This is a genomic window from Microbacterium jejuense, from assembly GCF_019511665.1.
Lineage (GTDB): Bacteria > Actinomycetota > Actinomycetes > Actinomycetales > Microbacteriaceae > Microbacterium > Microbacterium jejuense_A.
In genome coordinates this window covers 56081-67758 of the sequence record NZ_JAEUAW010000007.1, presented here as the reverse complement: position 1 = coordinate 67758, position 11678 = coordinate 56081, and the positions used below count along the sequence as shown (strand labels likewise).

Here is an 11678-nt window from a genome sequence, read left to right as displayed (position 1 = left end):
CGCGTCAGAGCTTGCGCAGCAGGACCGTCTCGACCTTGTGGTCGGCGGCCTTCTGCAGCACGAGGTTCGCGCGGTGGCGTGTGGGGAGCACGTTCTCTTCGAGGTTGGGGAGGTTGATGCTGTTCCAGAAGCCGAGCGCCCGCTCCACGGCCTCGTCGTCAGACAGCTGTGCGAAGACGTTGAAGAACGAGCTCGGGTTGCTGAAGGCCGCCCGGCGCAGGGCGAGGAAGCGGTCGACGTACCACTGGGCGATGTGCGCGGCATCCGCGTCGACATAGATCGAGAAGTCGAACAGGTCGCTCACCGCGACGTCGTTCGGGGTGGGCGGCGGCTGCAGCACGTTCAGCCCCTCGACGATGACGATGTCGGGGCGGCGGACCGTGACGACGGCGTCGGGCACGATGTCGTACCGCATGTGCGAGTAGAACGGCGCCCGCACCTCGGGGGCGCCGCTCTTCACCTCGGTGAGGAACGACACCAGGGCGCGGCGGTCGTACGACTCGGGGAAGCCCTTGCGGTCCATGAGGCCGCGGCGCTCGAGCTCGGCATTGGGATAGAGGAACCCGTCGGTCGTGACGAGCTCGACGCGGGGCGTTCCGGGCCACCGCGACGTCAGCTCTCGCAGCAGGCGCGCGATCGTGGACTTGCCGACGGCGACCGAGCCCGCGACGCCGACGATGAACGGGGTCGTGGAGTCGTGCTCACCGAGGAAGGCCGATTCCTCGGCGCCGAGACGCTTGGTCGACTCCGCGTACAGCGACAGCAGTCGCGACAGCGGCACGTACACCTGCGCCACCTCGTCCATGTCGAGCCGGTCGCCGAGGCCCCGGATCTGGACGATCTCGGTCTCGCTGAGCGGCTGGGTCAGACCGGCCGCGAGGCGGGCCCAGTCCGCGCGATCGATCTCGCGATACAGCGACAGGGCGGGCGCGTAAGGGCTCGCGTCTTGCACGGTGGCTTCGTCGGCGGACATCGCGCCCATCGTAGCCGCTGGCACGGGAGGAGGACCCGTCTCTGGGGATGGGCCCTCCTCGTGTGCGGCGGTTCAGCTCATCAGAGCGTCGTGCTCGTGGCCGCCGTGGAGGCCGCCACCGCCACCGGCGAAGGTGCCCTCGGGGCCGGCGGGCTCGGGAAGCAGCAGCCCTCCCGGGACGTCGACGCCCGGCACGCCGTTGACCAGCTCGGTCGAGTAGGCGTACGCCAGGACGGCGAGCGCGATGGCGTCGGAGTTGACCTCCAGCGCCTGCATGCTGAGGTTGTCGATGTCATCGCACGCCTGGTGGTAGCACGGGTCGAGCCATTCGCCCGCGGTGCCGCCCCAGATCGCCGCCTGCTCGGGCGTCTTCTTCTCTTCCGCTCCGGTGAACAGGCCGCCCGCGGGGATGCCGGCGAGGATGAACGCCTCGTAGTCGCTGCGGCCGCTGAACTCGGCGTCGTCGTACGGCTGCCCGATGCTCGTGTAGTAGCGCTCGAACAGGTCCTCGATCTCGACCGACCCCGGCGGCACCACCACCGGCGCCTCGAAGCTGCTCTCGTCGCCGTCGTACACCATGAAGACGTAGTTGGGCGACGCGATCATGTCGAAGTTGAGGTACAGCGCGATCCGGTCGCGCTCGGCGTCGCTGAGGCCTGCGACGTACCCGGCCGATCCGACGAGACCCACCTCTTCGGCGCCCCACCAGGCCAGCCGCACGGTGTTCTGCGGCTTGAGCTTCGACATGTTCTGCGCGATCTCGAGCAGCGCGGCCGAGCCCGACCCGTTGTCGTTGATGCCGGGGCCCTCGGGGACGGAGTCGAGGTGCGCGCCCGCCATGACGACGTTGTCGGGGTTGACGCCGGGAAGCTCCGCGATGACGTTCTTCTGCGGGTGGTTCTCGACGATCTGCGTCACGGTCGCGGTCGACCCGGGCTGTGCGAGGGCCGCACCCGCGTCGAACGAGGTCGAGACCACGGGGATGTCGAGGGCTTCGGTGTTCTCGCCGATCAGCGTGACGTTGGTGATGACGTCCATGCGATCGGGCGCATTGCCCTGGTTCATGATGACGACGGCCTCGGCGCCCGCCTCCTGCGCGTTGCGCGCCTTGACGCCGAACTCGCACGTGCCCCGCTGGATGAGCGCGATGTCGGCGCTGCCCGAGAAGTCGAGGCCGTCGAAGTCGGAGTCCTCGCAGCCGCTGGTCACGGGAGCGCGCGGCGGCGCGAGCACGAGGTCGACCGGGATGATCGTGCCCGTCACCGAACCGGACCCCGACCCCTCCGAGAAGCTGCCCGCCGGGTGGACGACATCCTGGGGCGTCAGCTGGTGAAGCTCCGGCGTGAGGGGCAGCAGATAGTCGAACTCGTCGATCGACACCTGCCAGCCGGCGGCCTCCAGCGTCTCGACGACGTAGTCGACGCTCGCCTCGTATCCGGCGGTGTCGACGGCGCGGTTGCCGTCGTGGGCGTCGGCGATGTCCTGCAAGGCGTTCAGGTGCTCCATCGCTCCCGTCGCGCTCACGCAGTCGAGCAGCTTCGCGACCGTGTTGTTGTTGCGCTTGTCGCATGCGGTGCCGGGCGCGGCATCGGCCGCGGCGGCGGGCAGGACGGCCAGGGCCAGGGCTGTCGCCCCGGCGGCCGTGAGCGCCAGCGCGCGGTGCGCGGAGGTGCGTGATCGGTTCATGTCTTCTCCTCGGTCTCGGGCGGTCTTCGTCGGCCGCCGTGTGCGCGGGTGCCGTCGTCGGCGCCCGCCCTCAGGAACCGGTGCCAGGTCGGCACCTTGACGCCGACGCTAGGCTCACCGGCGGCGTGGCGATAGCCCCGGCATCCCCTTCTCATCTGCCGCTCATCTGCGGTTCTTTCCAGCGGGCGCCGGCGCCGCGTCGATGTGCACCCGGACCACGCGAAACGTGGCGCCGCCGAGCGAGCCGCCCCCGCTAACCTGAACGCGTGCGCTTGGGAGTTCTCGACATCGGCTCGAACACGGTCCACCTGCTGGTCGCCGATGTGCGTCCGGGCGGACGCCCGCTGGCGACCACGAGCCAGCGCACGGTGCTGCGGCTGATGCGCTACCTCGCCGACGACGGCTCCATCAGCGAAGAAGGCGTCACCGCTCTGGTGGCGGCCGTCACTGAGGCCCGCGAGGTCGCTGCCGCCGAACGCGTGGACGAGCTGCTCGCGACGGCGACCAGCGCCGTCCGCGAGGCTGCGAACGGGCCCGAGGTCATCGCCCTCGTCGAGGCCGCCCTCGGCCAGCCGCTCCAGGTGCTCGGCGGAGAGACCGAGGCGCGCTACACGTTCCTCGCCGTCCGCCGCTGGTTCGGCTGGGCCGCGGGTCAGATCCTGCTGTTCGACATCGGCGGCGGCTCGCTCGAACTCGCCGCGGGAGCCGACGAACTTCCCGAGGCTGCGGCATCCGTCCCGCTCGGCGCGGGCCGCATGACGGTCCAGTTCCTGCCCGACGACCCGCCCGGCGAAGAGGCGGTCGACCGGCTGCGGCGGCACGCGCGCGCGACGCTCGCGCCGGTCGCCGAGTCCTTCGCGTCGCTGCCCCGGCCCGACCATGTGGTCGGCTCGTCGAAGGCGATCCGCTCGCTGGCGAAGCTCGTGGGCTACCCGGTTCCCGGATGGTCGGGCATCGAGCGGATGCTGCTGCCCCGCGCCGCGCTCGGCTCGTGGATCCCGCGCCTGGCCCGGATCCCGGCATCCGCTCGTCAGGAGCTGCCGGGGATCACTCCGGACCGGACCTTCCAGATCGTCGCGGGCGCGGTCGTGCTGCACGAGGCGATGCGCGCGCTCGACGTCGACGAGCTCGAGGTGTCGCCGTGGGCGCTGCGCGAGGGCGTGCTGCTGCGCTACATCGAGTCGCTCAGCTGGAGCGCCGCGGCGGATCGGTGATCACCGGCTGCGGCTCGACGGGGGTGCCGTCCTCGTTCCAGAACAGCGGACCATCCGCCGGGAAGTAGAACATCGGCACCGAGTCCGGACCCTCGGTGGCCGGCGTGCGGCGCCAGAGATCCTCGGCCGTGCCGTCGGGGTCGTCGAAGACCATCGCGTCCAGGGCCGTCCAGTCGCCCGGCGTACAGGCCGCGTCGGCCGACACGAGGATCTTCTGCTGATCGACCTCGACCGACACGACGGCGCGACCGACCGGGTCGCCCTCCGCGATCACGTTCCACTGCGCCCGGTCGTCCGCGCCGAAGACAGTCGTCTCGGGTTCCAGGCCGAGCGCCTTGAAGGCCGCCACCGCGTCGTCGCTCACCTGCTGCGGGTCGCGCCCGTCTAGCGGCAGGCTGCGCCGGTATTCAGAGAGCACGTAGCCGTCGCCAGAGCCGTTCTTGCCGGGACAGGGCCCGGCGCCCGCCCCGTAGCCGCCCATGGTGACGTCCCACTCGCCGTCCTCGACCGCCATCAGCACCGAGTGCATCGCGTCGAACCTCGCAGTGAACCGCTGCTCGCCGTCCTGATACAGCGCGTTGCCCTCGGGGGCGGCCGCAGCACAACCCGTCATCGTCAACACCGTTCCGACGACCATCGCCGCCATAGCACGCCATGCGACCCGCGGTCGCCGTTCAGTAGTAGTAGCCATAGCTGCCTGTCTGCGCCTGGATCTCGAGCACCTTCGTCCAGAAGGGGATGTCCGTTCCTTCGCCACCCGGCTCGGTGCCGGGCTCGCCGGTCGCGATGATGCTCGACACGTTGTAGAACGACTCACTGCCCTTCTGCAGGTAGCCGCCCGGGGAACTCTCCCACGGGAAGTTCGCGCCGCCGTGGGCGCTGTGCCCCGGCGTGGGCAGCAGGGTGCCGCCGTCGGCGTCGACCCCGCCGTTGCTGTCGAACTCGGTGACGCCGTCGAGCGATGTCGGCGAGGTGCCGTGCCCGAATCCCGTGCCCTGCCCGACGGGGGCCCAGAAGTCACGCTCCGACATCGTGGCGTAGATGCGCGGCGCGTCTGCCGACTGCAGATTGGCGCGTACGTCCTCGTCGTCGGGCAGACCTGCGGACCCGACGGTGATGAACTTGTCGACGCCCAGTCCGTCGGACGCCGAGCCGATCGCGAGGGCGGCGGTCGTGCTCCCGTACGAATGGGCGACGACGTCGATCTCACTGTCGGGAAGGATCGCGTCCAGCCCCTGCAGCAGCGATCGCAGCGCCGGCGCGCCGTTCTGCGCGCGGCTCATCGCCGGTTCCTCGGCGAAGTTCGGGGAGTCGTAGCCGAACCACGCGATGGTGGCCGAACCGGAACCGACGAACTGATTCAGATCGCGGGCCGACACGCCCCACTCCGCCATCTCGGACACCTGCGACATCATGCCCGGCACCAGCGTCGAAACGGTCGTGGCGTCGAAAGGTCCGTACCACAACGCTGCGGTGGTCTGCTCGGCGCCGTGGGGGTCGAACGAGATCAGTCGGCCGCCGTGCTTCTGCATCTCGTTCCACAGGACGTCCAGCTCGGTCGCCAGGGTCGCGTCGAGATCCTTCCGCGAGCGCAGATCGCGCACTCGCGCCTCGTTGACCTCGGCGCGGACGTCGAACGGGATGCCGTCGAGATTGCCGATGATCTCGGGATGCTTCTGGGCGAGCTCGTCGCGCAGTTCGGGGTGCGCGCGCCACAGCGCAAGCACCGCCGCCGGATCGTCGGCGGCCAGGAGCTGATCGAGCAGGTCGCGAGCGTCGTGGGTCAGGGTGACTTCCGTGCCGCCGGCCAGTGCCGACATGGCGGCGTCGTAGGCGGCATCCCATTGCGAATAGTGGGACTCCCACGTCGCCCACAGGTCATCGAGGGCGCTCTGTGCGGCGGCCTTGTCGGCCGCCGCATCGCCGGCCACCCGATCGGCAGCGGCGATCTCTTCCGGCGTGCCCGAATACGACGTCCACAGGGCGTTCTGGCCGGCATGCTGGAACGCGGCGTCGGCGCTGCGGGCGCGGGCGTGCGCGTCTTCGATCTCGTCGACCATGCGATTGGCCGGCTCGGCGTGGGCGGTGAACGCGTCGGAGTATCGTGCCAGCACCGTCGACAAGTGCTCGGCCTCGACGATGTCCGCGGTCAACGCGGTCGAGGTCTCGAGCGCGTCGTCGCGCGACGCGGTGATCGACTGGCCTTTGCCGGGGAGACCGCGCACCTCGTGCATGCGCGCGCGCAGATCGCCGACCCGGTCGCCGATGTTGTCGAACCGGCTGACCCACCACGACATCGAGCCGGTGTCGCCCTCGATCCGCTCGAGCGGATAGCCGCGGTTCGGAGAGATCAGACTCATCCGTTCAACTCGGCATCGAGTTCGGAGTACTTGTCGGCGATCGCCTGCACGTCGCCGCCGACGCCCGACGCCGCCACGGCGTGATCGCGCACGGCGGTGCGCAGGGCCGTGAAGCGCCGGTGCATCTCCAGCCGCAGGCCGGGTCGGTGTGCCGGGTTCGCGATGCCGACGTCGTCGCCGCTGAGGTCGGCCGCGGCCTCGATGGCGCGCTGCGACGCCGTCTGGACGGCGGACGCCGCGGACGTCAGCTCGTGGTAGTACACCTCGACATCCGGCACACGTCCCCCTCTCGTCCGTTCGATCTTAGGGAACTCCGCCGGCCGCACGATGGGGATAATCCCCCGCTCGTCCGGCGGATTGCTTCCGCGGGACGTGCGAAGGGTGGACGCGGACCGGCGCATCAGTCGCTGAGCATGATCTGGTCCACCATGAGATGCCCCCACGGCCCCGTGGCATCATCGAGGATCTGGAACTGCGCCGTCCGCCCGGCCAGGTCGCGGACGTCCCACTCGACGGGACGCAGGTCCGGCGAGTCGTCTCCCGTGGCCGTGCGCACCGGCTGACCATCGACGAGCAGCTGCACGGACGTCGCCGGCTCCACGCCGAGCGCGTGATCCCCGCCGCCGATCAAGAAGTGCACGAAGTTGCGGTCGATCGTGAACGGCGGCGACGTGACCGTGCCGGTCGAGGCATCCCCTCCGCCGGCGAAGGTGTCGGCGACCTTGCCGCCGACCTGGCCACGCAGGTCGGCGGCCGTCGGCCCGGCGACGGCGAAGCTGCCTGTGGCCGTCCAGCCGGTCCCCCACGTCGTCCCCTCGAAATCCGCGATCACCCGGGCGGGCCGCTGGACGACGCTGCCGAACTCGGTGATCGTCAGGTCGTGGAACGTGGCCGGGCCGCCTGACGAGTACAGAGCGATGCCGTCGTCACCCGGGGGCGCGAAGACCTGGCTCGACTGCACGTATCGCCCGTCGTCCACGAAGACCTCGACCGTGGTGCGGTCGACGAGCACGCGCAGATGCACGGTGCCGGCCGCACCGTCGAAGGGCGTGCGACTCTCGGTCTTCCAGGTGCCCGCCGGGTACCCGGTCTGTCCGCGGTTGAGATAGGCGTAGTCCGTCGTGACGCCGACGTCGGCGTGGCGCGTGCCGTCACCGGACCGGCGCAGCTGCAGGCCGATGTTGGTGGCCGTCTGCCACGTCACCTCCGCCTCGACCTGATACGCATCGCCGCGGTAGTCCAGCGGGAGGAAGCCGTCCACCGTCACGTCGCCGAGCGCAGTGCGCGACGTGGCGATGTCGGCGAGCGCGGCGGCCGGCTGCGAGACGAGGCTGTACGAGTCGCCGAAGCGCTTGAGGCGCACTTCGCGTGTGATCGAGTCGGTGCCGTTGAACCCGTCGGCCGCCCAGGTGGGTGTCGAGTGGGCGTAATCCCAGTTGTTCATCCAGGCCACGGCGTACCGCCGGTCCAGCGGCGCGGTCGGGTCCTCCCACGTGACCGCCCCGTACCAGTCGAAGCCGTGGTCGAGCCACTGCGGCGCCGAGCGGTCGAACGCGAACGACGTGCCGTCGAACTCACCGGTCCAGTAGGCGAAGGTCGCCGGCTCGTTCGTCGCGTAGCCGTTCGCGCTGACGCCGAACACCCACTTCACCGTCCCGTCATCGGCCCGGATGCGGAACAGGTCGGGGCACTCGATCGTGCCGATCCCGGCGTTCACGTACTCCCACGCGCGCACCCAGTGGCGCAGATCGCTCGACGTGTAGAAGCTCACCCGGTCGCGTTCGGCGATGAGGGCGACCCAGCGGCCGCGCTCGGCATCCCACACCACCTTCGGGTCGCGGAAGTCGGCCCGCCCGCCGTTGGGGATGACGGGGTCCTCACCCGAGGGCCGGAAGGTGCGACCGCCGTCGACGGAGTACCAGAGGAACTGCGCCTGCGGCCCCGAGGCGTTGGCCTGCTGCGCGGGCGTCGGGTGATCCATCTGCGTCACCAGCATCACGACGGCGCCCGCGCCGAACCCTGCCGTGTTCGCCGTGTCGACGACCGCCGACCCCGACCAGAGGTCGTAGTTCGCGTTCGTCCTCTTGGGCGCCGCCACGCCCTGATCGGCGAAGACCACACCGTCGTACGACGTCGCCAGGCGCCAGGCGGTGCCGAAGTTCGCCGTCGGGTCCGCGTCGTAGTCGCTGTTGTACAGGTAGTAGTAGTGGAACTTCCCGTCCACGAAGACGGGGCGCTGCGGGTCGTTCTTCCAGTGGTCGGGCACCGTGAAGTGGTACTGCGCGCGGTACTCGTCGTCGGTCGTGGCCGCGGCCGGGGCGGGCGCACCCGCCGCCCAGCCGGCGAGTCCGACCCCCGAGACCGCGAGCGCAGCGACGACCGCGCGCACGCGTCGTCGTCCTGAAGCTGACACCATCGTCATCCCTTCTGCTGCGGACGCCATGGGTCCGGCCGGCCGGGGCGCGTCCGCGAGCCCCGGCCGGCCGGTCTGTCAGGCGATCGGCAGGCGGGCGGCATCCACCCGCACGAGCCGTCCGCCCTTCCAGGCGACGGGCATCGGATCGGTGATGCCACCGACGAAGGCGCCGGCCTCGTCGGTGTTGCGGAAGGCGAACAGCAGCCACTGGCCGTCGTCACGGCGGCGCAGCAGTCGCCCGACGTAGAGGCTCTCGTCGGTGAGCGGGTAGGCGCCGGCCACGTCGTACGGTCCGAGGAGGCTGTCGGCCGGCAGCACCCAGGTTCCGCCGCGGCTGTCGCGACGGGACGGCATCGCGTGCTCGCCCAGGCACGAGAAGATCACGACCGGGCGCCCGTCGACCACCTCGGCCTGCAGCACCTCGAGCTGCCCGAAGCCCTCGGCGCTGGGCGCGCTCAACGGCTCGCGCAGCTGCCACGTCCGAAGATCGGCCGACCAGGCGTGACCGATCACGCCGCGACCGAAGACCGGTCCTTCCGGCGCCCGCGCGGTGACAAGCATGTGCCAGCCGTTCCCGTCCGGATCGGCCAACACCCACGGGTCGCGGAAGGCCTCGTCGTGCCAGTCCCCGCTCGACAGCTTCTCGTACCAGGGCCCCCGAGCCTCCAGCACGGGCCCCGGGGCCTTCGTCCAGACGTCCAGGTCGGGCGATGTCGCGTATCCGATGCGCTGGACGTTCTTGCCGTCAGGCGCGAGGGACGAGCCCGTGTAGAAGAGGAACCAGGTGCCGTCGGGATGCCGCACCACCGACCCCGTCCAGGTCGCCAGGTCGTCGAAGGCGGGTCCGTCGCTGCGCACGAGCGCGTCGGCGACCTGCGTCCACTCGACGAGGTCCGTCGACACCGCGTGCCCGATCGAGGCGCGGTAGTGGCGCGCGTCAGGGTCGTGCAGCGCACGCGACGCGTACAGGAAGAAGAGGTGGTAGCGGTCGCCGTCATCGGCGAACCAGTAGTCCCAGACCCAGGAACCAGGAAGATCGAACACAGGAAGTCCTTCGAGATCATGCGCAGCGCGCAAAGGTGTGCAGAGTGCAGTCGCGACGGGGCGGCGCAGGGTGATCGGTGCCGGCGTCAGGCGGCGGGGGCGGTGAGCTCTGTGCGCCACGGCGGGTTCGCCCCGGCACGCGCGACGGTGATCGCCGCCGCCCGTGCGCCGTGCCGCAGCAGCGCCTCCAGCTCGGAAGACGGGATGCCGCCGCCCGCGGCCGCCCGCAACCCGGGCGCTGTGGCCCCGGCCGCGAGCAGCCCGTCGATCAGCGCGCCCATGAAGGTGTCGCCCGCTCCGACGGTGTCGACGACCTCCGTCGCGACACCGGGCACCGAGACGACGTCGCCTCCGGCCGTGACCGCCAGCGCCCCGTCGGCACCGAGCGTGACGACGACGAACGCGGGTCCGCGTGCGGCCCACCGGCGGGCGACCTCGACGATCTCTTCTCCGGGGTGCAGCCAGCGCAGGTCCTCGTCGCTGGCCTTGACGACGTCGGCGAGCGCCACGAGCTCCCCCACCCGGCCGCGCACCGCGGCGGGATCGTCCACGAGCGACGGTCGGATGTTCGGGTCGTACGTCACGAGTGCGCGCGGCGGAGCGCCGCCCACCAGCGCGGCGACCTGACGCGCGCCCGGCTCGAGCACCGCGGCCACCGAGCCGACGTGCAGCACGTCGGCGGCACCCACGAACTCGCGCAGCCCCGGCAGCTCGTCGCCGAGCGACCATTCGAGGTCGAACTCGTACCTCGCGGCCCCGGATGCGTCGAGGTGAGCCGTCGCGGTCGCGGTGCGTGCGGCATCCACTCCCCTCACCTCGACGCCGGAGTCCTCGAGCCACCGCCGCAGCCGGGCGCCGCGTTCGTCGCGGCCGAGCCGCGTGACCAGGACGGGCGCGCGGCCGAGCCGCCCGAGCGTGAGCGCGACGTTCGCGGGACTGCCGCCGGGAGCCTCGTCGACGATTCCCGGTGTGCGGTGCACGATGTCGACGAGCGCCTCGCCGACGACGACGATCCGTGCGCCCTCGCCGGTCACCCCTTCACCCCGCTCGCCGCGATGCTGCTCACGAACGCGCGCTGGAACACCAGGAACACGATCAGCACGGGGATCGTGATGAGCGACGTGTACGCCATCACCTCGCCCCACGCGGTGTTGAGCTGGAAGAAGTACTGCATGCCGACCATGACCGGACGCAGCTCCTCCTTCTGCACGACCATGAGGGGCCACAGGTACTGGTTCCATGCGGGGAGGAACGTGAGGATCGCGACCGTGGCGAACGCCGGTCCCGACAGCGGCACCAGGATGCGCCGGTAGATCGTGAACCAGCTCGCGCCGTCGATGCGGGCAGCCTCGTCGAGCGATTTGGGGATCGTGGAGAAGTACTGCGTGAACAGGAAGATCGAGAACGCGTTCGCGATGAACGGCACGATCTGGACCTCGTAGGTGTTGAGCCAGCCGAAGTCGTACTTCAGCACGCCGCCCTCGATCACGAGCGTCGGCAGCTGCGCGACCCAGTAGACCATCGGCACCGCGATCGTCTCGAACGGCACGATCAGCGTCGCGATGACCAGGGCGAGGACGACGACGCGTCCCTTCCACTGCAGACGCGAGAGGGCGAAGCCCGCCATCGAGTTCACGATGAGCCCGAGGCCCACCGTCAGCACCGTCACGAGCACCGAGTTGAACAGGAACTGCGCCACCGGCACGCGGTCGAAGACGCCGAAGTAGTTGTCGAGGCTGATGTCGCCCACCGGCAGGAAGGCCGCCGGCGAGTCGATGTCCTGCAGGATCTGGCTGTCGGGCTTGAGGCTCGACACGAACATGAACACGAGGGGGAACAGGAAGAAGAGCGCGAGCACGCTCATCGCGACATAGGTGAAGACCTTGCCGCGGATGCGATGCGACTTCACGCTGCGAGGGGATGCCGCGGGCCGGGGCGCACGACGATCGTCGCGGGCCGTGGTCAGGGTTCTGGTTGCGGTCACG

The 11678-nt window shown here is 70.5% G+C and carries 10 protein-coding genes; 1 reads left to right on the top strand and 9 read right to left on the bottom strand.

The window, feature by feature from the left end; all coding sequences use genetic code 11:
• Nucleotides 1–4: 4 nt before the first annotated feature.
• Nucleotides 5–973 carry a type I pantothenate kinase gene (gene coaA / locus JNB62_RS10885; protein WP_220300902.1) on the bottom strand — a complete coding sequence of 323 codons (969 nt, stop codon included), beginning with the start codon at nt 971–973 and terminating at the stop codon, nt 5–7.
• Nucleotides 974–1045: 72 nt separating this feature from the next.
• Nucleotides 1046–2659 (bottom strand): M28 family metallopeptidase, encoded by a 1614-nt coding sequence (locus tag JNB62_RS10880; protein ID WP_220300901.1) that lies wholly within the window; start codon nt 2657–2659, stop codon nt 1046–1048.
• A 266-nt stretch (nt 2660–2925) separates the two neighbouring features.
• Between JNB62_RS10880 and JNB62_RS10875 the strand changes: the two genes are divergently transcribed.
• A complete protein-coding gene (locus tag JNB62_RS10875; RefSeq protein ID WP_220300900.1) occupies nt 2926–3873 on the top strand; it encodes a Ppx/GppA phosphatase family protein in 948 nt (315 codons plus the stop codon).
• Here JNB62_RS10875 and JNB62_RS10870 read toward each other — a convergent pair.
• From JNB62_RS10870 to JNB62_RS10840, 7 genes are all read right to left on the bottom strand, one after another.
• Complete coding sequence (locus JNB62_RS10870) at nt 3845–4486, bottom strand: hypothetical protein (protein ID WP_220300899.1); 642 nt, start codon at nt 4484–4486, stop codon at nt 3845–3847. The two genes, JNB62_RS10875 and JNB62_RS10870, sit on opposite strands and share 29 nt — an antisense overlap.
• Nucleotides 4487–4547: 61 nt before the next feature.
• Entirely contained in the window at nt 4548–6233 is a 1686-nt protein-coding gene (locus tag JNB62_RS10865; RefSeq protein ID WP_220300898.1) for an alpha/beta hydrolase, read from the bottom strand.
• On the bottom strand, nt 6230–6511 hold the full coding sequence (locus JNB62_RS10860) for a hypothetical protein (protein WP_220300897.1): 282 nt from the start codon (nt 6509–6511) through the stop codon (nt 6230–6232). Before JNB62_RS10860 ends, JNB62_RS10865 begins: the two co-directional genes overlap by 4 nt.
• 122 nt (nt 6512–6633) lie before the next feature.
• Nucleotides 6634–8622 carry a glycoside hydrolase family 32 protein gene (locus JNB62_RS10855; protein ID WP_220300896.1) on the bottom strand — a complete coding sequence of 663 codons (1989 nt, stop codon included), beginning with the start codon at nt 8620–8622 and terminating at the stop codon, nt 6634–6636.
• A 102-nt stretch (nt 8623–8724) separates the two neighbouring features.
• Nucleotides 8725–9693, bottom strand: a complete 969-nt coding sequence (locus JNB62_RS10850; RefSeq protein ID WP_220300895.1) for a family 43 glycosylhydrolase — start codon at nt 9691–9693, stop codon at nt 8725–8727.
• 86 nt (nt 9694–9779) lie between these two features.
• Nucleotides 9780–10727, bottom strand: coding sequence for a carbohydrate kinase family protein (locus tag JNB62_RS10845; protein WP_308291784.1), 948 nt, complete (start codon nt 10725–10727; stop codon nt 9780–9782).
• Nucleotides 10724–11677: a carbohydrate ABC transporter permease gene (locus JNB62_RS10840; RefSeq protein WP_220300894.1), complete on the bottom strand. Its 954-nt coding sequence runs from the start codon at nt 11675–11677 to the stop codon at nt 10724–10726. Before JNB62_RS10840 ends, JNB62_RS10845 begins: the two co-directional genes overlap by 4 nt.
• Between the last annotated feature and the right edge of the window lies 1 nt (nt 11678).